Origin of the sequence: Streptomyces sp. NPDC056486 (genome assembly GCF_042795295.1) — a bacterium.
Taxonomy (GTDB): domain Bacteria; phylum Actinomycetota; class Actinomycetes; order Streptomycetales; family Streptomycetaceae; genus Streptomyces.
Map to the genome: position 1 here is coordinate 86,130 of NZ_JBHTSF010000004.1, position 24,958 is coordinate 111,087.

A 24,958-nucleotide genomic window follows, 5' to 3' on the forward strand; every position below is an offset into this window, starting at 1 on the left:
CCCCCCTCGCGCCAATCCCCCCTCGCGCCCCAGTGGTTGAGCATGCCCGCGCCCGCGTACGTATGTACGGCAGACACCACCACCTCCCCCACCCGGAGGCCTCCCATGGCAGACGCGGGCAACGTCACCGCTCTCTTTCGCGCGTCGACCGCGCACACCCCCTCGTACTCCGCGCTGAACAGGGCGGCGGCGGACAGCGGACAGCCGCTCGTCGACTTCTGCATCCCGTGCAATCCGTACTTCCCGACGCCCGAGATGTACGAGGAGCTCAGCGGCCGGCTGCGGGACATCCTCACGTACTACCCGAGCGGCGCGGACACCATCGCGGCCGAGCTCAGCGCCGTGCTCGGGCTCAATCCGCAGACCGTCGTGATGGGCAACGGGTCGACCGAACTCATCACCTGGATCGATCACTTGCTGGTGCGCGACGCTCTCGCAGTGCCCGTGCCGACGTTCGGGCGGTGGACCGATCAGTCGATGGAAACCGGCAAGCGCGTGGACATGTTCCTGCTTCCGGAGGCCGACGGCTTCGCGCTCGATCCCCTGGCCTACGTCGACTTCGTACGCGCCCGTGGCTCTCGTACAGCGGTCATCTGCAACCCCAACAACCCGGACGGAGGCATGCTTCCGCGCCGCTCCGTGCTCGCGCTGCTCGACGCGCTGCAGGATCTCGACCTGGTCGTCGTCGACGAGTCGTTCCTCGAGTTCGCCGACGCGGGAGCGGAGTCGAGCGTCGCCGACGAGGCGGTGCTGCGGCCCAATGTCATCGTGCTGCGCAGTCTCGGCAAGAACTTCGGCCTGCACGGCGTGCGCTTCGGCTATCTCGTCGCCAATCCCGGCCTGGCGGGCAGAGTGCGCGCCGCGCTGCCGAAGTGGAACATCAACTCCTTCGCGGAAACGGTGGTGTTCATGCTCAAGCAGCACCGCCCCGCCTACGACCTGAGCCTGCGTCAGGTGCGCCGCGACCGCCAGGAGATGATCTGGCATCTCGGCCGGCTTCCGGGACTCACCAGCTATCCCTCGCAGGGCAACTTCGTGTACGTGCGCCTTCCCGACGGCGTCGACGGAGCGGTCCTGCGCGATCGGCTCCTCACGGAGCACGGCATCCTGGTCCGCGAATGCGGCAACAAGATCGGCAGCTCCAGCCGTTTCCTGCGTCTGGTGGTCCGGCCGCCGCTCGACGTACAGCACCTGGTGAGCGGTCTCGAACAGGCGCTGTACGCGACCGGGCCAGCCGGACTCCTGCCGGTCCCTTACGGCGGCACGGGGAACCCCGCGGTGGACCGTCTGGTGATGCGGGCCTGAGCTGTGCGAGCGGCCCCAGTCATCGGTGCGCGAAGCCGCTCATGGCCTCGGTCGGCATGCCGTCGTAGTCGAAGAGCGCCTGGTTCTCCCAGGCGTTGCCCGTCGAGGGGTCCGTCGGATCCCAGCCGTTGCCCTCGACGGCGGTCCAGGTGGCGTCCCACCAGAAGACGCCAAGGCCACGGCGGGACGGGACCGCCTCGACGACGCTCTGGATGTCGCGGAACCAGGCCGCCTGGCCCGCCTCGGTAGCGGGGTAGCCGCCGACGAGTTCCTCGGACTTGTCGATGACGTCCTCCCAGTCGTCGTCGCTGTCCAGGCGGAAGGGGTAGGCCGTCTCGGCGACGTAGAGCGGCTTCGCGTAGCGCGCCGCGAGATCGTCCATGTTGGCCTGGAGGTCGGAGAGCGCCCCGTGCCAGTAGCCGTAGAAGGAGAGGCCGATCACGTCGAAGGGCACCTTGCGGGAGACCGCGTTGTCGAACCACGTGCGGTACAGGGCGTTGTCGCCGCCGTTGGCGAGGTGGAGGGCGACAAGGGTGCTCGACGAGACGGCCTTGGCTGCCGTGGCCCCCGCCGTCAGGAGACCGGCCAGCTGTGCCCAGTTCGAGGTCGATCCTGTGGGCCACAGCATGCCCCCGTTGAGCTCGTTGCCGATCTGCACCATGTCGGCGGTGGTGCCCTGCGCCTTGAGCGCGTTCAGGACGTCGTACGTGTGGTCGTGGACGTCGGTCTTCAACTGGGCGTAGGAGTGGCCCGACCAGGCCGACGGGATCGTCTGGGCGCCCGGGTCGGTCCAGGTGTCGGAGTAGTGGAAGTCGACGAGGAGCTTCATGCCCCGCGCCTTGACGCGCTTGGCCACGGCGAGGACGCGGGCCTTGTCGCAGTAACCGTCGGCCGGGTCGACCCACACGCGAAGGCGGGCGTAGTTCATCCCGGCGGACTTGAGCACGGCGAGGGCGTCGGCCGTGGCGCCGGAGCCGGTGCGGTAGACGCCGCCGAAGTCCTCGCTCTTCTTGAGTGAGGAGACGTCAGCGCCCTTGATGGACAGGCCGGTTGAGCCGGGCGTGAGGGTGATGTCGTCGAAGTTCGCCCAGTTCCCCGCGTTCGCGTCGGAGTACAGCCGGACGGTGCACGCGTTGCCGGTCACCGTGACGGAGGTGACGAGGCGGATCCACGCGCCGTTCGGGGTGGGCGGCAGGTCGGTGCGCTGTTCGGCGGAGCCGCTCTTGAGCGCGAGGTAGGCCGAGTTCTGCCCGCCGCTGGAGCGTACCCAGGCGGTGAGCGTGTACGTGCCGTCGGTGAGGCCGGTGAGGTACTGGTAGGTCTCCACCTTGTACGCCGACGCCGACCAGTGCGACAGACGTCGGCCGCCGGTGCGGCCACCCGCCTCCGCGAAGGAGGCGGCGGCGGTGCCGTAGGTGCTCCAGCCGGTGGTGCCGCTCTCGAATCCCCCGTTCGCGAGGGTGGCCGCGGCGCTCGCCGGCCGGGCGGGCAGGGCCATGACGGCGGCGCCGCCGAGCGCTGCCACCAGGACGGCTCTGCGGGTGGCGGGTGAGTTGCGGCTGCCTGGCTCAGGTGGCCTGGGTGTTCCGTTTCCGTGCATCGTCGATGTCCCTTCGACTTGGCAGTACGGGGGGAGTAAGCGGGGCAGGGGCGGGAGCGGGGCGGGGTCAGCCGTCGAGGCGTACGACCCGCACCGCGCCCGCGGGCACCGCGAGGCGGCCCGCGGCGCGCTCGCCGGTGAGGAGTTCGGTGCCGTGGGCGTCGAGCGGCACCTTGGCGTCGGACTCGGAGTGGTTGATGGCGAAGACGTAGGTGCCGGTGTCGCCATGGCGGGTCACCACCTCGACGTCACGCGGGAGTTCGGGCCGCTCGGCGACGCCCGCGTCGGTGCAGGCGGCGGCGAGCAGGGTGTCGAGATCGCGGGCGGTCAGGCGCGTGGAGACGTACCAGGCGGTGCCCTCGCCGAGTCGGTTCCTGGTGACGGCGGGGCGCCCCGCGGCCAGGCCGTCCGCGTACGTCCACACGGTCTCGGCGCCGCGCTCCACGACGAACTCGGTCCATACGTCCCCGGTGAGTTCGGCGCCGTCGGGGCCGGTGATGCGCACCGACCGGCCGTCGAGCAGCGGTGAGAACTCCTCGACGGTCAGGCCGAGCACGTCGCGCAGGGCGCCGGGGCAGGGTCCGGGGTGCACGGCGTCGTGCTCGTCGACGATGCCGGAGAAGTAGGAGACGAGGAGGGTGCCGCCCTGCGCCACGTAGTTCTTGAGGTTGAGCGCGGCGGCCTCCGTCGCCAGATACAGCGCGGGCACGACGACCAGGGGATACGCCGACAGATCGGCCTCCGGGTGGGCGAAGTCGACGGTGAGGTGGCGGTCGTAGAGGGCCTCGTAGAACGTGTCGGCACGCTCCCGTGCGTCGTGGTCCTCGCTGGGCCGCCACTGGAGGGACTGCGCCCACCAGGAGTGCCAGTCCCACAGCATCGCCACGTCGGCGACGGTCCGCGTACCCTTCAGCGTCGCCAACTCTCCCACTGATGCGCCTAGTTCGACGACCTCGCGCCACACCCGCGAGTCCGTCCCGGCGTGCGGCAGCATCGCCGAGTGGAACTTCTCCGCGCCGCGCCGCGACTGCCGCCACTGGAAGAACATGGCGCCTTCGGAGCCGCGGGCGACGTGGGCAAGGGAGTTGCGGGCCATCTGCCCCGGCGCCTTCGCGGGGTTGCGGGGCTGCCAGTTGACGCCGGACGTGGAGTGCTCAAGGAGCAGCCAAGGGGAGCCGCCCCCGACGGAGCGGGTGAGGTCGGCGGACATGGCGAGGTTGACGTGGGTGCGGCGGCCGTCGGTGATCAGATAGTGGTCGTTGGTGACGAGGTCGACCTCGCGGCCCCAGGCCCAGTAGTCCAGGGAATCGCACTGGCTGAGCGCGGTCATGAAGTTGGTGGTGACGGGGGCGCCGGGGGCCAGGCGGTGCAGGATGTCGCGTTCTCGCACGAAATTCTCGCGCAGGGTCGCGTCGGCGAACCTGCGGTAGTCGAGGGCCTGGGCAGGGTTGCCCACGGTGGGGGTGGCACGCGGCGGCTCGATCTCCTCGAAGGAGCCGTAGCGCTGGCCCCAGAAGGTCGTGCCCCACGCCTCGTTGACCGCTTCCACGCTCCCGTACGCCGACCGGAGCCAGCCCCGGAAGTGGACGGCGCAGGACGGGCAGTAGCAGGCGGAGACCGGCACCCCGAACTCGTTGTGGACGTGCCACATCGCGAGCGCCGGGTGCTCGGCGTACCGGCGGGCGAGCTGCTCGGTGATGTGGGAGGACGCCTCGCGGTAGGCGGCGTTGCTGTGGCAGATGGCGCCGCGTGAGCCGAATTCGTAGCGGACGCCTTCGGCGGTGACGGGCAGGGCATCGGGGTGCGCGCGGTAGAACCAGGCGGGCGGCGCGACCGTCGGGGTGCCGAGGTCGGCGCGGACGCCGTTCTCGTGCAGGAGGTCCAGGATCCGGTCGAGCCAGTCGAACTCGTGGACGCCCGGGGTGGGTTCCAGCAGGGCCCAGGAGAAGATCCCGACGCTCACCATCGTGACGCCGGCCTCGCGCATCAGCGCCACGTCTTCGCGCCAGACGGATTCCGGCCACTGCTCGGGGTTGTAGTCCCCACCGAAGGCGAGCCCGGTCAGGCCCGTGGGGGTGTTCTCCGGCATGGATCTCTCCCGAGTCATCGGTCAGCTGGAAACGTCAGCTGGAAACATCAGTGGGGAACATCAAATGGGAACGTGCACACACACTTTCGCGGTTCCGAGTTCAACATAACCGCACAGCAACAACCATTGACAAGTGTCCTGGATGTTTCTCTACTGTGAACGCTCACAGATGCGTGGCAAGCCGCTCGACGCAGTCGGCACAGCCACCCGGTAAGGGGAGACCATCCATGCCGTTCACGAAGCACCGCCGCTTCTACGCCACTTCGCTCGCCCTGGCCCTCGGCGCCGCGGCCCTCACCGCCTGCGGCTCGTCGGACGACGAGGACCAGGCGGAGTCGGGCCCCGCCTCCCTGACGTACTGGTCCTGGACACCCGGCATGGACAAGGTCGTCGATCTGTGGAACAAGGGCCCCGGCAAGAAGGAACAGATCAAGGTCACGGTCAAGAAGCAGGCGTCCGGAGACACCCTCGTCACCAAGATCCTCACCGCCCACAAGGCCAAGAAGGCCCCCGACCTGGTGCAGGCCGAGTACCAGGCGCTGCCGACCCTGGTCAGTAACGACGCGCTCGCCGACATATCCGGTGAAGTGGGCAAGGTGAAGGGCGAGTTCCCCGAGGGCGTCTGGCAGCAGACGACGCTCGGCTCGGACGCGGTGTACGCGGTGCCGCAGGACTCGGGGCCGATGATGTTCTACTACCGCGCGGACCTCTTCAAGAAGTACGACCTCAAGGCGCCCGCCACGTGGGAGGAGTTCGCCGAGACCGCCCGCGCGCTGAAGAAGAAGGCCCCGGACAAGGATCTCACCACCTTCTCCGCGAACGACTCCGGGCTCTTCGCGGGCCTCGCCCAGCAGGCCGGCGCCAAGTGGTGGACCACCAAGGGCGAGAAGTGGAAGGTCGGCATCGACGACGGCGCCACGCGGAAGGTCGCCGACTTCTGGGGCGGCCTCGTCAAGGAGGGCGCCATCGACAACCAGCCGATGTACACCCCCGCCTGGAACAAGGCGCTCAACACCGGCAAGCAGATCGCCTGGGTGAGCGCCGTGTGGGCGCCCGGCACCCTCACCACCGCCGCCCCCGACACCAAGGGCAAGTGGGCCATGGCGCCGCTGCCGCAGTGGTCGAAGGGCGAGAACACCACCGGCAGCTGGGGCGGGTCCTCGACCGCCGTCACCACCGACAGCGACCACAAGGGCGCCGCAGCCAAGTTCGCCGCCTGGCTGAACACCGACCCCAAGGCTCTGGACGCGCTCGCGAAGGAAGGCGGCATCTACCCCGCCGCCACCGCGGCCCAGACCAGCGGCGCGTTCACCGAGCCCCCGGCCTTCTTCGCCGGTCAGAAGGACTTCTACCCGCAGGCCGCCGAGATCGCGAAGACCGCCGCGCCCGGTGCCTGGGGTCCGAACGTGAATGTCGCGTACACCTCGTTCAAGGACGCCTTCGGCTCGGCCGCCAAGAACAAGTCCGACTTCGGCGGCGCCCTGGACACCATGCAGGACACCACCGTGGCCGACCTGAAGAAGCAGGGCTTCGGAGTCGCGCCGTGACATCCGCACGCCCGCGCCGCCGCGCCTCGTACGGGGACAAGTACGGGGTCAAGAGCGCCCCGTACGCGTTCCTGCTCCCTGCCACCCTGCTGTTCGCGCTCTTCTTCGCGCTGCCCATCGGCTACGCGCTCTGGCTCAGCCTCCACAAGGTCGAGGTGGAGGGCCTCGGCCTGGGCAAGGACGCCCGGCACGAGGTGTGGGCCGGGATCGGCAACTATACCGACGCGCTCACCGACTCCGAACTCCTGCACGGCGCGCTGCGCGTCCTCGGCTACGGCGCCATCGTCATCCCGGTGATGCTCGGCCTCGCCCTGCTCTTCGCGCTGCTCCTGGACACCGAGCGGGTGCGCCTCACCCCGTTCACGCGCCTCGCGATCTTCCTGCCGTACGCCGTGCCCGGGGTCATCGCCGCGCTCCTGTGGGGGTTCCTCTACCTCCAGGACGTCAGCCCCTTCTTCTTCGTCCTCGACAAACTGGGCCTGCCGCAGCCCGACCTGCTCGACGGCGGCCCGCTCTATCTCGCGCTCTCCAACATCGCGGTCTGGGGCGGCACCGGCTTCAACATGATCGTCATCTACACCTCGCTGCGTGCCATCCCTGCCGAGGTCCATGAGGCGGCGAAGCTGGACGGCTGCTCACAGCTGCAGATCGCGCTGCGGATCAAGATCCCGATGGTGGCGCCCTCACTGGTGCTCACCTTCTTCTTCTCCATCATCGCGACGCTCCAGGTGTTCAGTGAGCCCACCACCCTCAAGCCGCTCACCAACTCCGTCTCCACCACCTGGAGTCCGCTGATGAAGGTGTACCAGGACGCCTTCGGCAAGGGGGACATCAACTCGGCTGCCGCCACCGCCGTGATCATCGCCGTCGCCACGCTCGTCCTGTCCTTCGGGTTCCTGCGCGTCGCGAACTCCCGCACCAAGAAGGAGGCGACCCGATGAGTTCGCCGAGCTCTCTCGCCGTCCGCAAGGCCCCGCCCGCCGCGGGCACCACTCCCGGTACCGCACAGGGCCCACCGCCACCCCGCCGGATCGCCGTGTTTCCGACCGCCGTGCTCGCACTCGGCGCCCTGTACTGCCTGCTGCCCGTGCTCTGGGTGGTGATCGCCTCCACCAAGTCGGGCAGCGAACTGTTCTCGACGTTCACGTTCTGGCCCGGCAGCGGCTTCGCCGACAACGTCACGGACCTGTCGGCCTACCGCGACGGCGTCTACTGGCGGTGGATGGGCAATTCCGCCCTCTACGCCGGTCTCGGCGCGCTCCTCTCCACAGCCGTCTCCGCCATCAGTGGCTACGCCCTCGCGATCTACCGCTTCCGCGGCCGCGAGACCGTCTTCAACATCCTCATGGCGGGCGTCCTGATGCCACCGGTGATCCTGGCCGTGCCGCAGTACCTACTGCTCGCGAAAGCCGATCTCACCGATTCGTACGCATCGGTCCTCATGCCCCTTGTCCTCTCCCCCTACGGCGTGTACCTCGCCCGGATCTACGCCGCCGCGGCCGTGCCGGGCGATGTCGTCGAGGCGGGGCGGATGGACGGGGCGAGCGAGTGGCGGATCTTCACGCGGATCGCCCTGCCGATGATGGTGCCCGGTCTGGTGACGGTGTTCCTGTTCCAGTTCGTGGCGGTGTGGAACAACTTCCTGCTCCCCTACATCATGCTCAGCGACGACGAGAAGTTCCCCATCACGCTGGGTCTGTTCACGCTCCTGGAGCAGGGCTCCAACACCCCCGCGCTCTACACCCTCGTGATCACCGGCGCGCTCCTTGCCGTCGTACCGCTCATCGCCCTCTTCCTGGTCATCCAGCGCTTCTGGAGCCTCGACCTGCTGTCCGGAGCCGTAAAGTCGTGACCATGAACGCAACGGGGGGCAGGCGCAGGCCGCCGACGATCCACGACGTGGCCCGCGAGGCCGGCGTCTCGCGCGGCACGGTGTCCCGCGTCCTGAACGGCGGACACTATGTGAGCCCTTCCTCCGAGGAGGCCGTGAACGCGGCCATCCGCAAGACCGGTTACGTCGTCAACCGGCACGCCCGCTCGCTGATCACCGGCCGCTCCGACTCGGTGGGCTTCCTTCTCACCGAACCGCAGGAGCGCTTCTTCGAGGACCCCAACTTCAATGTGCTGCTGCGGGGTTGCACGCAGGCCCTCGCCGCCCACGACATCCCGCTGCTCCTGATGCTGGCGGGCACCCCGGACGAGCGGCGCCGCATCATGCGCTACATCACCGCGGGCCACGTCGACGGGGTGCTCCTGGTCTCAAGCCACTCCGGCGACCCCGTCGCGGACGAGCTGCGGGAGGCCGGGGTCCCCCTGGTGGCGTGCGGGAAGCCGATCGGCCAGGCCTCCAAAATGAGCTATGTCGCCGCGGACGACCGGGACGGCGCCCGCGACATGGTGCGCCATCTCCTCTCCCTCGGGCGTCGCCGCATCGGCACGGTGACCGGGCCGCTCGACACCCCCGGCGGTGTGGAACGGCTCGCGGGCTACCGGGAGGTCCTTGCCGAGGAGGGCATCGCGGTCGACGAGCGGCTCATCGCGTCCGGCGACTACAGCCGGGCGGGCGGTGAGGCCGCCGCGACCCGGCTTCTCGCCCAAGCACCGGACCTGGACGCCGTGTTCGTGGCATCGGACCTCATGGCACAGGGCGTCCTGACCGCCCTCCACCGCGCGGACCGCCGCATCCCCGAGGACATCGCGGTCGGCGGCTTCGACGACTCGCCCGCCGCCCTGACCGCCCGCCCCGAACTGACCACGGTCCGCCAGCCCTGGGACCGCATCAGCGCCGAGATGGTGCGGGTGCTGCTCGCCCAGATAGGCGGCGAGGACCCGGCCGCGGTGATTCTTCCGACGGAGCTCGTGATCCGCGGATCGGCCTGACGTACAAAGACCCGGCCTGACGTACAAGGACGAGGCAGCGGGGAGGGCTTGCGATGGCTTCCTCTCCGCGGCCATGAGGGAGGGACCCGAACATGACTGACTCTGTGACCGCGGGCCGGGACGGTGCCGTGAACGCCGTGACCAACTGGGCGGGGAACATCACCTTCTCGGCCCGTGAGCTGCACCGGCCCGCGTCGCAGGACGCCCTGCGCTCTCTCGTCGCGGGCAGCCGCCAGGTGCGGGTGCTCGGCAGCGGCCACTCCTTCAACCGGATCGCCGACGTGGACGGCGACGCGGCGGACACCGCCCTGGTGTCGCTCGCCGCCCTCGATCCTTCCATCGACGTGGACACCACGGCGCGCACGGTACGCGTGGCAGGCGGCGTGCGGTACGCCGAACTCGCGCGGCACGTCGCCTCGTACGGGCTCGCCCTGCCCAACATGGCCTCGCTGCCGCACATCTCGGTGGCCGGATCGGTCGCCACCGGAACGCACGGCTCGGGCAACGGCAACCAGTCCCTCGCGGAGGTCGTGCGCTCGGTGGAGCTGGTGACCGCCGACGGGGAGACCTGCGTACTGAGCCGTGGCGACGACGGTTTCGACGGCGCCGTGGTCTCGCTCGGCGCGCTCGGCGTGGTCATCGCCCTCACCCTCGACCTGGAGCCGCTCTACACGGTGAGCCAGCACGTGTTCGGCGAACTCACCCTGACGGAGCTCGACTTCGATGCGGTGACGTCGGCGGCGTACAGCGTGAGTCTGTTCACGGACTGGCGCGGGCCGCGCTTCAACCAGGTGTGGCTCAAGCAGCGCGGCGATGCAGCCGTCGGTTTTCCCTGGGCGGCGCCCGTGGACGAGCCCCGGCATCCGGTGCCGGGCATGCCTGCGGTCAACTGCACCGAGCAGCTGGGCGTTCCGGGGTCGTGGCACGAGCGTCTCCCCCATTTCCGGGCGGAGTTCACGCCGAGCAGCGGGGCCGAGCTCCAGTCGGAGTATCTGCTGCCGCGCGAGCACGCCCTCGCCGCGCTGCACGCCCTGGACGCCCTCAGGGACGAGGTGGCGCCCGTCCTCCAGGTCTGCGAGGTGCGTACCGTCGCCGCCGACGCCCAGTGGCTGAGCCCCGCCCACGGCCGGGACACCGTGGCGTTCCACTTCACGTGGGTGCCGGATGCGGCGACCGTGCTCCCGGTGGTCGCGCTCGTCGAGGAGCGCCTTGCGCCGTTCGCACCCCGGCCGCACTGGGGCAAGGTGTTCGGCGCCGAGCCCGCCGCGCTCGGCGCCCGCTATCCGCATGCCGCCGACTTCGCGGCCCTGGCCCGGCGCCTGGACCCGCGGGGCACGTTCCAGAACGCCTTCGTCCGCTCTTTCCTGAGTCCCTTCCTCCGGTGATCCGCGCGGTGCCGTGACTGCTCACGGCCCCAGCAGGTGCAGCGCCCGCAGTCCGTCGCGGACCAGACCCGCGTAGAGCGTCGCGCCGCGGGTGGAGGTGTGGGTGTTGTCGCGCTTCTCGTCGTAGAGGTACAGCGCCTTGGAGTCCTCGACGCCCAGGGATTCCACGAGCTGCTTGGTCTTGGCCGTCAGGTCGATGAGCGGCACGTCACGGTCGGCGGCGACCGACCGGATGACCTCGGGGTGGTTGACGCCCAGGCCGTTGACCAGGAGCGCGGTGTCGTTGTCGAGCGTGCCGTCGGCGTTGAACCAGCGGCGCACGATCGGCGTCACGAGGACCGGCTTCCCACCGGCGGCGCGGACGCCGTCCACCAGGGCTTCGATGTTCGCCCGGTAGGTGGGCCCGTCGGTCTGCTTGTCGTTGTGGGCGAGCTGGACGAGGACCAGGTCGCCCCGGTGGATCCGCGTGCGGACGTTCGGGAAGAGGCCGGGATTCGCGAGGTAGGTGACCGTACTCTCCCCGGAATCAGCGTAGTTGGCGACGGACACTCCCCTGCCGAGGTACTGCGGCAACTGCTGGCCCCAGCCGGAGTAGGGCTCACCCGGCTGGTCGCAGACGGTGGAGTCACCGGCCAGCAGGATCTGCCGCGCATGCCGGGCGGGCGTGACGCGGATACCGGCGAGGGCGGGCGCCGAGCCGCCGACGTACACATCGAGCCCCGGACTCCCGTCCGGGCCGAGGGGCTCGCCCTCAGGGGTGCGCACGTCGACGGTGAAGCTGCGGCGCAGCCGCTCGCCCGCATCGGTCGCCGTCTCGGCCAGGACGGTGCGGCGTGTCTCGGCGGTGAGCCGTGTGCTCGCGGCGGCCTCACCGCCCAGTTCGACCGTCACGTCGTACGTTCCAGGGGCGACGTCGAAATGGCAGGTCACCGGGGCGGTGGTGGTGCAGTCGGCGGGGCCGGGGGCCGGGGCCGCCAGGGCTGGAGCCTGCAAGGCAGTGGTGGCGGCGACGGCGGCGACCGCTGTCAGCAGGGCGGCGGCCGCGCGTCTTCGCACAGTGGCTGCCATCCCTCTCACGCTCCGGCGGCATCGGCGACGGGCACACCGAAATCGGGTGTGCCGTCCGCCTTCCAGCCGAGCTTCTGGATGCGGGTGTGGCGGTTGGGGTCGTTGAGCGGGTCGCCGACGATGTCCTTGTACTGGCGGGCGTGGTAGACGAGGACGTCGGTGCGGCCGTCCTCGGCGACGGTGAAGCAGTTGTGGCCCGGGCCGTACTGCTTGGTCGTGTCGTTACTGGTGAAGACGGGCGTCGGCGACTTGGACCAGGATGCCGGGTCGATGAGGTCGCTGCGGGCGTCGGCGGTGAGCAGCCCCATGCAGTAGTTGAAGTCGGTCGCGGAAGCCGAGTACGAGAGGAAGACACGGCCGCCCCGCTGGATGACGGACGGCCCCTCGTTCACCTTGAAGCCGACGCACTCCCAGTCGTACTCGGGTGTGGTCAGGCGTATCTGAGGCCCGGTCAGGGTCCAGGGGTTCGCCATCCGCGACAGGAAGACACCGGTGTTGTTGTCCATGCCGGGTTCGTACTGCGCCCAGGCAAGGTAGCGGCTGCCCCGGTGGGTGAAGGTGGTGGCGTCGAGCGAGAAGGTGTCCCAGGCCGTGGTGAGCTGCCCCTTCTCCGTCCAACTGCCCTTGAGCGGGTTGGCGTTGGTGTTCTCCAGGACCCAGATGCGGATCTTCCACACGTCGTCGGCGGGGGCCGCGGCGAAGTAGATGTACCACTTGCCGTTGATGTGGTGGAGTTCCGGCGCCCAGATGTGCGATCCCATGTCACCGCTCGTGTGCCGCCGCCAGATGACGGATTCCTCCGCCCCCGTCAGGCCCCGCAGGGTGCGGGAGCGGCGCAGGATGATGCGGTCGTACTCGGGGGCGGTCGCGGTGAAGTAGTAGTGGCCGTCGGTGTGGCGGCCGATGTGCGGGTCGGCGCGCTGCTCGACGAGCGGGTTGCGGTAGGCGGCGGCCCGGGGCGCGGCGTGGGCGGGCGCCTGGGCGAGGGTCGGCGCGGCGGCGAGAGCGCCGACGGCCAGTGTTCCTCGCAACACGGTTCTACGGCTGGGCACTTCACTGCGGCTCATGCGGCTCCCCAGTATTTGTTCGTCATTTCGAACAGCATTTGATACTCCGAACGCCGAAACGGTAAGGGGGTGTTGGGGCAAGGTCAACGGTTGCGACGAGATGTGCCGCGCTACGACGAGATACGCCCGCGGGCTACCGCTCCGCCCGCCCCAGCGCCTCCCCGCACGCTTTGATGTACGCGCTCACCAGCGGGCGGCGGTCGTCGCCCGCGCGCCAGGCCAGGGCGAACCGGCTCGGCGTGATGCCGCGGACCGGGCGCGTGACTACGCCGCCGAGGGTGATCAGGGGTGCGTTGCCCGCGGCCACCAGGCACACGCCACGGCCGTCCACCAGCGCCTCGTACGTCTCGTCGGTACTGGCGATCTCCGCGCCGATGCGGGGCGGGCGGCCCGCGCGGGCGTCCAGGGCCAGCCAGTAGTCACGTAGCGCGCCCGCGCCCTCGGGCAGCGCGAGGAAGGGTTCGTCGGTCAGATCGGCGAAGTCGACCTCGTCCAGGTCCGCGAGGCGGTGCGTATCGGGCAGGGCGACATGACGCGGCTCCTCGGCGACCACCACCCACTCGTAGCGCTCCAGGTCGGGAAGCGGCAGCCAGATGAAGGCCACGTCCGCCGTACCGTCGGCGAGGCCCGCGCTCGCGTCCTGCCAACTGACCTGCCGCAGCTGGATGGTTGCGGCCGGATGAACCTCGCTGAAGCGGGACCGCACCGCGGGGAGGAGCCCGCCACGGGCCGGTCTCGTACTCATGCCCACGAAGAGCGTGGCCCGCTCATCGGCCTTCGCGCGCTCCACCGCTTCCGCGCCGGACTGCCAGCTCTCGAGCACGCGTTGGGCGTGCGGCAGGAGAGCTGCCCCCACGGAGGTGAGCCGCACGCCACGTTGATCCCGCACGAACAGCTCCGCGCCCAGCTGCCGTTCCAGCGCCCGTATCTGCTTGCTCAGCGCGGGCTGCGAGACGAAGAGCCGCTCGGCGGCCCGCGTGAAGTGCAACTCCCGCGCCACCGCGACGAAGTAGCGGAGATCCCTGCTGTGTACGTCCCTGACGTGTACGTCCATAACCATCAGCTATCACGTCAAGTCTTGGACGGGCCACTCGATTCGGCAGCAGGATGATCCACGTAGCCGGGAACGGATGAACCGGCCGCCACCCAAAGGGAGTTCATGATGACGAAGGTATGGCTCGTGACCGGCGCGAACAGCGGCTTCGGCCGGGCGTTCACCGAGGCGGCCGTCGCAGCGGGCGGCGTGGTCGTCGCCACCGCACGCAAGGCCTCGTCCCTGGACGACCTTGTCGCCGCCCACCCCGGCCAGGTCGAGGCCCTGACCCTGGACGTGACCGACACGGCCGGCATAGAAGCCGCCGTGAACGACGTCATCGACCGGCACGGCCGCATCGACGTGCTGGTGAACAACGCGGGCCGCAGCCACGTCGGAGCCCTGGAGGAGGACTCGGACGCCGAGCTGCGTGCCCTGTTCGATGTGCACGTCTTCGGCCCTGCCGCGCTGACCCGCGCCGTCCTCCCGCACATGCGGGCGCGGCGCTCGGGAGCGATCGTGCAGATGAGCAGCATGGGCGGGCAGATGTCGTTCGCGGGTTTCTCGGCGTACAGCGGAACGAAGTTCGCCCTTGAGGGGATGTCGGAGGCGCTGGCCCAGGAGGTGGGGCCGCTCGGCATCAAGGTCCTGGTCGTGGAGCCCGGCGCCTTCCGCACCAACCTGTTCGGGAACACCAGCGCGAGCCCCGTCGAGATCGCGGACTACGCGTCGACGGCGGGCGCCACCCGCACGATGGTCGGGGGCGGCGACGGGGAGCAGCCCGGCGACCCGGCGAAGGCCGCCGCCGCGATCATCACCGCGCTCGACGCCGACGACACTCCGCTGCGTCTGCCGCTGGGTGACGACTCCGTGGACGCGGTCATCGGTCACCTCGACGCGGTCCGCACGGAGATCGCCGCATGGGAGAAGGTGACACGGGCGACCGCCTTCGACGCCTGAGATGACGCCTGAGGTGTCACCTCGGGACAGGCGGCGTCAGCGGTCGCGCTTGACCGCCCGCAGGAGCACGAACTTGGGGTTGCCCGCGACGACTTGGGAGTTACCGAAGAGCTTCCGCAGCTTCACGTGGTAGTCGAGATGGCGGTTTCCGACGACCCACAGCTCACCGCCGGGGCGCAGCGCGGCGCGCGCTCCGCTGAACATCCGCCAGGCGGTCGCGCCGGACGTCGCCTGGTGGGTGTGGAAGGGCGGGTTGTTCAGGACGAGGTCAGCCGTCCCTGCGGGGACGGTGGCCAGCGCGTCGCCCGCGATGAACTCCGCCCGCGTCGAGTCGGCGGCGTTCGCGCGGAAGGTCGCCTGTGCCGAGGCGACGGCGGGGTACGACTCGTCGATGAAGGTGACCGTGGCCTCGGGGTTGGCGACGACGGCGGCCGTGCCGAGCACGCCGTTGCCGCAGCCCAGGTCCACGATGTGCGCGGCTCCCTTGCCGGTCGGCAGGTGCTGCAGGAGGAAGCGGGTGCCGATGTCGAGGCGCTCCGCGCAGAACACGCCCGCGTGGTTGACGGCGGTCAGACCGGCGCCCGCCCCGGAGTCGGAGTCGAGAACATAGCTGCGCGGCCAGGGGCTGGGTCCCGCGTCGCGCTGCGGATCCGGCGTGCTGAAGATGAGCCGCGCCTTCTGCTTGGCCAGCGACGTCCGCGTAGGGCCGATGATCCGCTCGAACAGGTCGAGCGTCGAGGTGTGGATCTCGGTGACCATTCCGGTGCCGACGACGACCGTGCCCGCGTGCACGGCGGGCGCGAGCCGGTGCAGCTGGTCCTCGAGGAGCGCGAGGCTCTTCGGCACCCGGACCAGGAGTACGTCGATCCGGCTCGGCGGAGCGTCGATGGTCGTCGAGAGTCGCACCGCGTCCGGCGCGAACCCGGCGCGTGCCACGTTGGCCCGCGTCGCCTCCCGCGCGAGGAACGAGTCGGTGATCAGCGTCGGCCCGTGTTCGGCGAGCGCGGTGGTCAGCGCGCCCCAGCGGTCGCCGACGACGGCCACGGACCCGGAGAGGTCGACGGGCTTCGCCCCCTCCTCCGTCTTGTCCTTCTCGTCCGTCTCGCCCGCGAGATGCCGCAGCAGGTAGGCGTCGGCGGCGGACCAGGCGCGCAGCGGGTCGCGGGGGTCCTCGGGGAATCGTGTGAGGTCGTACGCGCCCCATGACGTGCTCAGCTGGTTCATCGTGCCCTCAGGCTAACGGAGTACTGGGCGGACGATCTTCGCGGCGCCTGATCCCACGGGGTGGACGGGGGTGAATGCGCCGAATAGCGGCTCTTGCGGTGCGAGCGACGCCCGCTCTCCTTAGCGTCCTTTCGTGGAGCACCCGCGCATTCCACCCTCGAGGAGCCGTCATGCCGGAGCTGTTCATCGGCGGAACATGGACCACCGCCCAGGACGGGCAGGTACGGGAGATCCGCTGCCCCGCGGACAACACCCTGGTCGCGACCGTCGACGAAGCCGGGCCGAAGGACGCGGCCGCGGCGATCGCCGCCGCGCGTGAGGCCTTCGACCGCGGACCGTGGCCCGGCACCCCCGCGGCCGAACGCGGCCGCCTGCTGTTGCGCGTGGCCGACCTCCTCGAACGCGACAAGGACGCACTCGCCCGCGCCGAATCCCTGGACACCGGGAAGCGGCTCGTGGAGAGCGAGTACGACATGGACGACATCGCGAACTGTTTCCGCTTCTTCGGCAACCTGACGGCGGCGGGCGGCACCGACCGCGTCGTCGACGCGGGCAGCCCGGAGGTGGACAGCCGGGTGGTCCACGAGCCGGTCGGGGTGTGCTCTCTGATCACTCCGTGGAACTATCCGCTGCTTCAGACCGCCTGGAAGGTCGCCCCGGCGCTCGGCGCGGGCAACACCTTCGTGCTCAAGCCCAGCGAGCTGACCCCGCACACCTGCATCATCCTGATGCGGCTGCTCACCGAGGCCGGGCTGCCCGCCGGCGCTGCCAACCTGATCCTCGGGGCCGGCCCCACCGCGGGCGCGCCGCTCAGCGAGGACCCCCGGGTCGACATGGTGTCGTTCACCGGCGGGCTCGTCACCGGGCGGCGCATCATGGCCGCCGCGGCCCCCACGGTGAAGAAGGTCGCCCTGGAACTCGGCGGCAAGAACCCGAACATCGTCTTCGCCGACGCCGACTTCGACACAGCCGTCGACTACGCCCTGATGGCGATCTTCCTGCACTCGGGCCAGGTCTGTTCGGCGGGGGCGCGGCTCCTCGTCGAGGACCAACTGCACGACAGGTTCGTCGACGAAGTGGTCGAGCGCGCGCGGCGGATCCGGCTCGGCGGCCCCTTCGACGACAACGCCCGCACGGGTCCGCTGATCTCGGCCGCGCACCGCGACAAGGTCGAGGCGTACGTGGCGGCCGGCATCGCCGAGGGCGCGGTGCTTCGCTGCGGCGGCGCGCGCCCCGACGACCCGGCGCTGAAGGACGGCTACTACTACCCGCCCACCGTGCTCGACGAGTGCACGCCGGGCATGTCCGTGGTCACCGACGAGTCGTTCGGCCCGGTCCTCACCGTCGAGCGGTTCCGGACCGAGGACGAGGCGATCGCGCTCGCCAACGACACCGTCTACGGGCTCGCGGGCGCCGTCTGGACCGAGGACACCGGCAAGGGCCAGCGCGTGGCGGCCAAGATGCGCGCCGGAACCGTCTGGATCAACGACTTCCACCCCTACGTGCCGCAGGCGGAGTGGGGCGGCATGAAGCAGTCCGGCTTCGGCCGCGAACTGGGCCCGGCAGGACTTGCCGAGTACCAGGAGGCCAAGCACGTCTGGCGCAACCTCGCAGCGACACCACAGAGGTGGTTCGAATGAGCAGGGATCCCGGCAAGGCCTCCGAGGCAGCCGATGCCGCCCACCAGCAGGGCCAGGACGACGACGCCGCGCTCGGCAAGCTCGGCTACCGGCCCGAGCTCAAGCGCACCCTGGGCAATTTCCACACCTTCGCCGCCGGGATCAGCTACATCTCGATCCTGACCGGCACCTTCCAGCTCTTCTACTTCGGCGTCAGCTTCGGCGGCCCCGCCTACTGGTGGTCGTGGCCGATGGTCTTCCTGGGCCAGCTGATGGTGGCCCTCTGCTTCTGCGAGCTTGCCGCCCGCTTCCCGGTCGCGGGGTCCGTCTACAACTGGGCCAAGCAGCTCGGCGGCCCGCACGTCGGCTGGCTCGGCGGCTGGATGATGCTGACCGCCACGATGGTGTCGCTGGCCGCGGTCGCGCTCGCCTACCAGATCACGCTGCCGCAGATCTCCGAGGTGTTCCAGTTCATCGGGGACGGCAGCGGTGACACCGACGCGGCGAAGAACGCCGTGCTCCTCGGTTCCGTGCTGATCCTGTTCACCACCCTGGTCAACGCCTTCGGCGTCAAGCTGATGGCCCGGATCAACTCCGCGGGCGTGCTGATCGAGCTGATCGCGGCCGTCGCCCTGATCGTGCTCCTCGCCGCGAACATCACCCGCGGCCCCAGCGCCATCACGGAGACCGGCGGCCTGGGCAAGGGCCAGGACCTCGGCTACCTGGGTGCCTTCCTGACCGCCTCGCTGGCATCGGCGTACGTGATGTACGGCTTCGACACCGCGTCCTCACTGGGCGAGGAGTCCCTCGACCCGAGCCGCAACGCCCCGCGGGCGATCCTGCGGGCGCTCGTCTTCTCCTTCCTCATCGGCGGGCTCATCCTGCTGTTCGCGCTCCTGGCCGTGCCGGATCTGCACGCCAAGGAACTGTCCGTGGACGGCTTGCAGTACGTGGTCCTGAGTACGCTCGGCGACACGATCGGCGAGATCGTGCTGTGGTGCGTGGTCATCGCCATCACCGTCTGCGAGCTCGCCGTGCAGGCCGCCGGTATCCGTCTCGCGTTCGCCATGGCCCGTGACGGCTGCCTGCCCGCGTCCTCGCTGCTCGCCAAGGTCAGCCCGCGTTTCAAGACGCCGGTGCTTCCCGCGGTCATCATCGGACTCGTCGGCGTCGCCATCCTGGTCATCAACATCAACCAGCCGCAGATCTTCTCCGTGATCACGAGCATCGCGATCATCATGATCTACGTGGCCTACCTGATGGTCACCGCGCCCATGCTGATCCGGCGCCTGCGCGGCCAGTGGGAGCCCGCCGAAGGCAGGTTCTCGCTGGGCAGGTTCGGCCTGCCGGTCAACATCCTCGCCGTGCTCTGGGGCGCGGCCATGTCCCTCAACCTGGCCTGGCCCCGCGCCGAGGTCTACAACGCGACGGGACCTCAGCACTGGTATCTGCGCTGGGGCGCGTTCCTCTTCATCGGCATCGTCGCCTGCGGCGGCTTCGCCTACTACTGGTTCGTGCAGCGGCACAAGGCGGGCGTGCTCGCCGAGCACCGCTTCGAGGAGGTCGAGGACCCCACGACTCCCCCGTCGTCTCCGCCGTCTCCCCCTGCCGCCCCCTGAACCCCTCTGACCTGGAGTCACCATGCCCGCAGAGAGTCCCAAGGCCGAGTTCGACTACGTGGTGGTCGGCGGCGGCACGGCAGGCGCCGTCGTCGCCGCGCGGCTGACCGAGGACCCGGACGTGACCGTCTGCGTGCTTGAGGCCGGACCCTCGGACGTCGGCGACGACAACATCCTCCAACTGACCAAGTGGATGGCCCTGTTGGAGTCCGGTTACGACTGGGACTATCCGGTGGAGCCGCAGGAGAACGGCAACAGCTTCATGCGGCACGCCCGCGCCAAGGTGCTCGGCGGCTGCTCGTCGCACAACTCCTGCATCGCTTTCTGGGCCCCCGCCGAGGACCTCGACGAGTGGGGCTCCCTGGGCTGCACGGGCTGGAGCGCCGCGGACTGCTTCCCCCTCTACCAGCGCCTTGAGACCAACGACGCGCCCGGCGACCACCACGGCCGCTCGGGCCCGGTGAACATCATGAGCGTCCCGCCGAACGACCCTTGCGGATCGGCCCTGTTGGAGGCGTGCGCGGCGGCGGGCATCCCCACCACTCCGTTCAACACCGGTACGACGGTGAAGCGCGGCGCCCACTGGTTCCAGATCAACTCGCGCCCGGACGGCACCCGTTCGTCCGCCTCGGTGTCGTATCTGCACCCGATCCTCGGCAAGCGGCCCAACCTCGAGGTGCGTACGGGACTGCAGGCCAAGCGGCTGCTTTTCGACGAGGGGCAGCGCTGTACGGGCGTCGAGTACCTGGAGCCCGACACCGTTCACAGCGGCAGCGTCACGGCGCGCCGCGAGGTGATCGTGTCCTGCGGGGCCATCGACTCGCCGAAGCTCCTGATGCTGTCGGGGATCGGTCCCGCAGGGCATCTGCGGGAGTGCGGTGTGGACGTGCGGGTGGACTCCCCCGGAGTCGGCGCCCATCTCCAGGACCACCCCGAGGGCGTGATCATGTGGGAGGCGAAACAGCCGATGGTCACCTCCTCCACCCAGTGGTGGGAGATCGGCATCTTCGCGGACACCGAGCCGGGCCTCGACCGCCCGGACCTGATGTTCCACTACGGCTCGGTGCCCTTCGACATGAACACCTACCGGCGCGGCTATCCGACCACCGACAACGCCTTCTGCCTCACCCCGAACGTCACCCGGGCCCGCTCGATGGGCACGGTGCGGCTGCGCACCCGCGACTTCCGGGACAAGCCGAAGGTCGACCCGCGCTACTTCACCGACGCCCACGACGTCCGCGTGATGACGTACGGGCTCCGGCTCGCCCGCGAGATCGCGGCGCAGGCCCCGATGGCGGGCTGGGCGGGCGCCGAACTCGCTCCAGGACCCGACGCCACGACCGACGACGAACTGTTCGCCTACATCCGCCAGACCCACAACACCGTCTACCACCCGGCGGGCACCGTGCGGATGGGCGCGAGCGACGACGCGGACTCACCGCTCGACCCCGAACTGCGCGTCAAGGGCGTCACCGGCCTGCGCGTCGCCGACGCGTCGGTCATGCCGTTCCTGCCCGCGGTCAACCCGTGCATCACGACGATGATGATCGGCGAGAAGTGCGCGGACATGCTCAAGGCGACCTGAGCCGGGCGACGCGGGCCGCGCCGGGGATCACGTCCGGTCGAACCACGTCGGCTGCTCCTCCGCCATGGCCTGCTTGATCCGGAAGAGGCCGAACTCGTGCAGGTCGGGCAGCTGGTCAAGGGCGAACCAGCCCACGTCGAGCGACTCGTCGTCATTGACCCTGGCCTCGCCGCCGACGGCACGGCAGCGCAGGGTGATGTCCATGAACTGGCAGATGTCGCCGTTGGGGTACGTCACCGGCTCAAGGGCCTCGACGAGCACCACGCGCTCGGGCACACAGTGCACCGCGGTCTCCTCGAACACCTCGCGCACGGCACACGCGGCGGGCTGCTCCCCCGGGTCCGGCATACCGCCGATGACCGACCACTTGCCGTTGTCGGAGCGCCGGCCGAGGAGCACTCTGCCCTCGTCGTCGAAGACGATGGCGGTGACCCCGGGGAGCCACAGCAACTGGTGGCCCGCGTCGGCCCGGATCGTGTGGATGAAGTCAGGTGTGGCCATGCAGTCGACCCTAACGGGCGCGCTTGGCCCGTACGGCGCCCGTCACCGCCCAGGCGAGACCACCGGCGGCGATCAGCACGAGGATGCCCTCGGGCAGGGTGCCGAACCGGGTGGCCGGGGTCTGCGAGGAACGCAGCGGCACCTCCTCGACGAGTGAGTCGGCGGTGAACCACTTCGTCTTCTGGGAGACCCGGCCGTCCGGCATGATGATCGCGCTGACACCGCTGGTCACCGGGACGGTGACGGTGCGGCTGTGCTCGACGGCGCGGATCCGCGACATGGCCAGCTGCTGGTACGTCATCTCGCTGCGGTCGAACGTCGCGTTGTTGCTCGGCACCGAGATGAGCTGCGCGCCGTGCGTGACGGTGTCGCGCACGGCCCAGTCGAAGGCGGCTTCGTAGCAGGTGGCGAGGCCCACCTTCGTGCCCGCCATGGTGAAGACACCGGGCTCCGTGCCGCGGCTGAAGTCCTGGCGCACCATGCCGACGTCGCTGCTGAAGAAGCCGACGACGGAACGCAGCGGGATGTACTCGCCGAAGGGCTGGATCTGCCGCTTGTCGTAGGTGTCCGTGGGGCCCTTCTTCGGGTCCCACAGGATCTGCTCGTTGAAGAGCTTGCCGTCCTTGGTCTCGACGACTCCGCCCACCGAGATGGGGGCGCCGATCGCCTTGACCGCGCGCTCGATCGCCGCGTGGGCGTCGGGGTTGGTGAACGGGTCGATGTCGGAGGAGTTCTCCGGCCACAGGACGAAGTCCGGCTGCTTCGCCTTGCCCGCCTTCACCCGGTCCGCGAGCCGTTCGGTCTCGCGCACATGGTGGTCGAGCACGGCGCGGCGCTGGGCGTTGAACTCCAGGCCCGCCTGCGGGACGTTGCCCTGGATGGCCGCGACGGTCGCGGTGCCGTCCTCGGCGTCGTCACTGACCAGCGGACGCGCGGCGAAGGCCCCGACGACCGGGACGACCACGCTGAGCAGGGCAGCTGCCGCCGCGCCACGGCGTACGGTGCCGGTGCTGTGCGGGTCACGGACGCCGCGCACCTGACGGACGATCTCGTACAGGCCGAAGCCGCACAGGACGACCGCGAACCCGAGGACGGGAGTGCCGCCGAGCGCGGCGAGGGGCAGGAAGACGCCGTCCGCCTGGCCGAAGGCGATCTTCCCCCAGGGGAATCCGCTGAACGGCACGCGCGCGCGTGCCGCCTCACCCGCGGTCCAGAGGGCCGCCGCCCAGAACGGAAAGCCGGGCAGCCGTGAGACGGCGGTGATGCCCGCTCCCACGAGGGCGACGAACATCGCCTCGATGGCGGCGAGCGCCAGCCAGGGCCCCGGGCCGACCTCCACTCCGGTCCACACCAGGAGCGGAAGCAGGAAGCCTAGGCCGAAGAGATAGCCGAGACCGAGGCCCGCTTTCCAGCTGCGGCCGTGCAGGCACCAGGCGAACACCGCGAAGGCGGGCAGGGCCAGCCACCACAAGGTGCGTGGCGGAAAGCTGACGTACAGGAGCACTCCGGAGAGTGCCGCCGTGGCGGCCGGGACGAGCGCTCGCAGGACGCGGGCCTTGCGCGAGGCGGGCGCGGGACGCGGTCCGAGCTGCTCCGACTCGTCTACGGAGGTGGTGGTGGCGGTCACTCGGGGAGTGTACGGCGCGTCACGTGGACACGGACAGGACGGTCGTGCCCGTCCGCCGCCGGAGGTTCCGTCCCGGCGATGCCCCGGCGATGTCCAGGTGATTGACGGATCGTTCCTGCGCAAAACGTCCACATCTCACACTTCAGCGACTACGGTGTGCCCAAGTCTCTGACCTGCGGCCGGATCGAGCCACAGCGTTCGGGGCCCGTCACACAGCGGGGGGCGACGGGGTGGGGACAACGGGGATGGCCGCGACGGCCGAGCCACCGGGGGCGTACGAACGGCGCAGCGCGTCCGACGCGACGGGCGTCGCGCTGCTCGGCGTGTGCGCCGCCTGGACCTTGATCAGCGCCGGGGTGCACGGCGGTCAGCCCGAGGGTGTGCTCCTGGCGGTGCTCGCCGTGGCCGCGGGGTACGCGGGCGGGCGGATCTGCGGCGCGCTGCTGCCGGTCGCCGCGCCCTGTGCCGGTGCGCTGGCCGGAATCGGTCTCGCGGCGGCGGCCCCGTACCTTTCACCGGGTCCCGTCAGCGCGGCCCCGCTCGGCCACACCGGCGCCGCGGCCGCACTCCTGATCCTGGCATCGGGGGCTGCCTGCAGTGCGGCGTGGGCGGCGCGCAGGCCCTCGACGCGGCTCGCGATGCGCCTGCTCGCCGTGGGGATCGTGGTGGCCGCCGTGGTGCTCGGCTCAATGGCCGGTGTCATCGCGTGCACCGGGATCCTGCTCTGTTCACTGGCGACCGCCCTGGTGCGGGGCAGGGTCGTCGGCCTCATCGGCCTCGCCATGGCCACGGCGGTGGTGGCCGGCCTGACCTGGGCGATCGCCGATGACGTACTTCCGGAGGGGCTGAGCGCGTCCCTGGAGGGCCAGCTCGACGGGCACCGGGTCGAGCTGTGGCACGACGCGCTCGCGCTCGCGGGCCGGGAACCGGCGCTCGGCGTGGGCCCGGGCCGGTTCGCGGACGCCAGTCCCACGGTGGCCGAGAATCTCCTCACGGACGGCAGGCCCCATTCGGCGCCGTTGCAGCAGGCGGCCGAGCAGGGCCTGACGGGCGTGGTCCTTCTCGCGGCGGTGTTCTGCTGGCTGCTGTACGCCCTGTACCGCTCGCCGCGCTCCACCCAGGTCGTCCTGTCGGCGGGTGCGGCCCTGACGGCACTGGCCGCCGTCGCCTCGGTCGGCAACGCGCTGAGCGTCACGGCGGTGACGACGGGCGCGGGCTATGTGGCGGGCATCGCCACGGCGCGACCGCTGGGCGACGAACCGGCGCAGGTCAGGTCGCCGGACGCTTCGCCAAGGACAGCCGATCGCGAATGATCTTTACGGCCGCTTCGGCGTCGTCGACGGTGACCGTGAACTTGCGGCCGTCGCCCAGGCTGAGCACCAGGCCCTCGCCACGCCTGACCACGACGGCGGTACCGAGCTCGGGCCGCGAGCGGTAGCCCCAGCCGCCCCACTGCCTGGGGCAGACGACCTGCGCGAAGTCGGCGCCCACCACGTGGGAGAGAAGGATGCGGCGGCGCGGCAGGCCGATGTGTCCGCAGCGCACTTCCAGGGAGTCTTTGTCGACCTTCACGGCGACATGGACGAAGGCGAGAGTGCCGAACAGGATCAGAAGTCCGGCGGCGATGCACCCCACGACGGACATGGCCAGGGCCGCGATCCCGGACGTCCACATGTTGTCGACGGCCAGCTCGATCCCCAGTGCCAGGCAGAGGGCACCGGCGAGCGCCAGCAGCCACTGCACGCGGTTGGTCGCGCTACCGGTCCAGACTTCCGGCGGGGCGTCGGCTGTGCTGCCCCGCTCGCCGTGAGTGTGGTCCCTCATGCGTCCGAGACTACTCACGTTCCGC

19 protein-coding genes and 1 pseudogene are annotated in these 24,958 nt (G+C 70.2%); 11 read left to right on the forward strand and 9 right to left on the reverse strand.

Going from position 1 to position 24,958, the window contains the following annotated elements; genetic code table 11:
* Positions 1 to 105 precede the first annotated feature (105 nt).
* A pseudogene (locus ACFQ7F_RS03725) lies at positions 106 to 1,293 on the forward strand (pyridoxal phosphate-dependent aminotransferase); the annotation flags it as partial.
* Between the two features lie 31 nt (positions 1,294 to 1,324).
* Here ACFQ7F_RS03725 and ACFQ7F_RS03730 read toward each other — a convergent pair.
* The gene (locus tag ACFQ7F_RS03730; RefSeq protein ID WP_383265702.1) at positions 1,325 to 2,803 is read right to left on the reverse strand and encodes a glycosyl hydrolase 53 family protein; all 1,479 of its coding nucleotides are present in this window, start codon (positions 2,801 to 2,803) and stop codon (positions 1,325 to 1,327) included.
* A gap of 169 nt (positions 2,804 to 2,972) precedes the next feature.
* A complete protein-coding gene (locus ACFQ7F_RS03735; protein WP_383265518.1) occupies positions 2,973 to 4,994 on the reverse strand; it encodes a beta-galactosidase in 2,022 nt (673 codons plus the stop codon).
* 227 nt (positions 4,995 to 5,221) lie between these two features.
* Between ACFQ7F_RS03735 and ACFQ7F_RS03740 the strand changes: the two genes are divergently transcribed.
* The 5 genes from ACFQ7F_RS03740 (at position 5,222) to ACFQ7F_RS03760 (ending at position 10,806) form a co-directional block, all read left to right on the forward strand.
* Positions 5,222 to 6,541 (forward strand): ABC transporter substrate-binding protein, encoded by a 1,320-nt coding sequence (locus ACFQ7F_RS03740; protein WP_383265521.1) that lies wholly within the window; start codon positions 5,222 to 5,224, stop codon positions 6,539 to 6,541.
* Positions 6,538 to 7,482, forward strand: coding sequence for a carbohydrate ABC transporter permease (locus ACFQ7F_RS03745; RefSeq protein WP_383265523.1), 945 nt, complete (start codon positions 6,538 to 6,540; stop codon positions 7,480 to 7,482). The genes ACFQ7F_RS03740 and ACFQ7F_RS03745 overlap by 4 nt, the downstream gene beginning before the upstream one ends.
* Positions 7,479 to 8,393 carry a carbohydrate ABC transporter permease gene (locus tag ACFQ7F_RS03750; RefSeq protein ID WP_383265525.1) on the forward strand — a complete coding sequence of 305 codons (915 nt, stop codon included), beginning with the start codon at positions 7,479 to 7,481 and terminating at the stop codon, positions 8,391 to 8,393. Before ACFQ7F_RS03745 ends, ACFQ7F_RS03750 begins: the two co-directional genes overlap by 4 nt.
* Positions 8,390 to 9,421 carry a LacI family DNA-binding transcriptional regulator gene (locus ACFQ7F_RS03755; protein ID WP_383265529.1) on the forward strand — a complete coding sequence of 344 codons (1,032 nt, stop codon included), beginning with the start codon at positions 8,390 to 8,392 and terminating at the stop codon, positions 9,419 to 9,421. The genes ACFQ7F_RS03750 and ACFQ7F_RS03755 overlap by 4 nt, the downstream gene beginning before the upstream one ends.
* A gap of 92 nt (positions 9,422 to 9,513) precedes the next feature.
* A complete protein-coding gene (locus tag ACFQ7F_RS03760) occupies positions 9,514 to 10,806 on the forward strand; it encodes an FAD-binding protein (RefSeq protein WP_383265531.1) in 1,293 nt (430 codons plus the stop codon).
* 21 nt (positions 10,807 to 10,827) lie between these two features.
* Here the strand turns inward: ACFQ7F_RS03760 and ACFQ7F_RS03765 are convergent, their stop codons facing one another.
* From ACFQ7F_RS03765 to ACFQ7F_RS03775, 3 genes are all read right to left on the reverse strand, one after another.
* Positions 10,828 to 11,874, reverse strand: a complete 1,047-nt coding sequence (locus tag ACFQ7F_RS03765) for a rhamnogalacturonan acetylesterase (protein ID WP_383265534.1) — start codon at positions 11,872 to 11,874, stop codon at positions 10,828 to 10,830.
* 5 nt (positions 11,875 to 11,879) lie between these two features.
* Positions 11,880 to 12,941 (reverse strand): family 43 glycosylhydrolase, encoded by a 1,062-nt coding sequence (locus ACFQ7F_RS03770; protein WP_383265536.1) that lies wholly within the window; start codon positions 12,939 to 12,941, stop codon positions 11,880 to 11,882.
* A gap of 133 nt (positions 12,942 to 13,074) precedes the next feature.
* Positions 13,075 to 13,995 carry a LysR family transcriptional regulator gene (locus ACFQ7F_RS03775; protein ID WP_383265539.1) on the reverse strand — a complete coding sequence of 307 codons (921 nt, stop codon included), beginning with the start codon at positions 13,993 to 13,995 and terminating at the stop codon, positions 13,075 to 13,077.
* A gap of 108 nt (positions 13,996 to 14,103) precedes the next feature.
* Here ACFQ7F_RS03775 and ACFQ7F_RS03780 point away from each other — a divergent pair, with 108 nt between their 5' ends.
* On the forward strand, positions 14,104 to 14,934 hold the full coding sequence (locus ACFQ7F_RS03780; protein ID WP_383265542.1) for an oxidoreductase: 831 nt from the start codon (positions 14,104 to 14,106) through the stop codon (positions 14,932 to 14,934).
* 36 nt (positions 14,935 to 14,970) lie between these two features.
* Here ACFQ7F_RS03780 and ACFQ7F_RS03785 read toward each other — a convergent pair whose 3' ends face one another.
* A complete protein-coding gene (locus ACFQ7F_RS03785; protein WP_383265544.1) occupies positions 14,971 to 16,158 on the reverse strand; it encodes a methyltransferase in 1,188 nt (395 codons plus the stop codon).
* A gap of 170 nt (positions 16,159 to 16,328) precedes the next feature.
* On the opposite strand from ACFQ7F_RS03785, the gene ACFQ7F_RS03790 reads away from it, so the two are divergent.
* From ACFQ7F_RS03790 to ACFQ7F_RS03800, 3 genes are read left to right on the forward strand one after another with little or no spacing between them, the layout of a single operon-like run.
* Positions 16,329 to 17,798, forward strand: coding sequence for an aldehyde dehydrogenase family protein (locus ACFQ7F_RS03790; RefSeq protein WP_383265546.1), 1,470 nt, complete (start codon positions 16,329 to 16,331; stop codon positions 17,796 to 17,798).
* On the forward strand, positions 17,795 to 19,396 hold the full coding sequence (locus ACFQ7F_RS03795) for an APC family permease (RefSeq protein ID WP_383265549.1): 1,602 nt from the start codon (positions 17,795 to 17,797) through the stop codon (positions 19,394 to 19,396). Before ACFQ7F_RS03790 ends, ACFQ7F_RS03795 begins: the two co-directional genes overlap by 4 nt.
* Before the next feature lie 22 nt (positions 19,397 to 19,418).
* On the forward strand, positions 19,419 to 20,981 hold the full coding sequence (locus ACFQ7F_RS03800) for a GMC family oxidoreductase (RefSeq protein WP_383265552.1): 1,563 nt from the start codon (positions 19,419 to 19,421) through the stop codon (positions 20,979 to 20,981).
* Positions 20,982 to 21,008: 27 nt separating this feature from the next.
* Here the strand turns inward: ACFQ7F_RS03800 and ACFQ7F_RS03805 are convergent, their stop codons facing one another.
* Positions 21,009 to 21,482 carry an NUDIX domain-containing protein gene (locus ACFQ7F_RS03805; protein ID WP_383265554.1) on the reverse strand — a complete coding sequence of 158 codons (474 nt, stop codon included), beginning with the start codon at positions 21,480 to 21,482 and terminating at the stop codon, positions 21,009 to 21,011.
* Positions 21,483 to 21,492: 10 nt separating this feature from the next.
* Complete coding sequence (gene lnt / locus ACFQ7F_RS03810) at positions 21,493 to 23,109, reverse strand: apolipoprotein N-acyltransferase (protein WP_383265557.1); 1,617 nt, start codon at positions 23,107 to 23,109, stop codon at positions 21,493 to 21,495.
* Between the two features lie 245 nt (positions 23,110 to 23,354).
* On the opposite strand from lnt, the gene ACFQ7F_RS03815 reads away from it, so the two are divergent.
* Complete coding sequence (locus ACFQ7F_RS03815) at positions 23,355 to 24,422, forward strand: O-antigen ligase family protein (protein ID WP_383265560.1); 1,068 nt, start codon at positions 23,355 to 23,357, stop codon at positions 24,420 to 24,422.
* Here ACFQ7F_RS03815 and ACFQ7F_RS03820 read toward each other — a convergent pair.
* A complete protein-coding gene (locus tag ACFQ7F_RS03820; RefSeq protein WP_383265563.1) occupies positions 24,379 to 24,933 on the reverse strand; it encodes a hypothetical protein in 555 nt (184 codons plus the stop codon). The genes ACFQ7F_RS03815 and ACFQ7F_RS03820 overlap by 44 nt on opposite strands.
* Between the last annotated feature and the right edge of the window lie 25 nt (positions 24,934 to 24,958).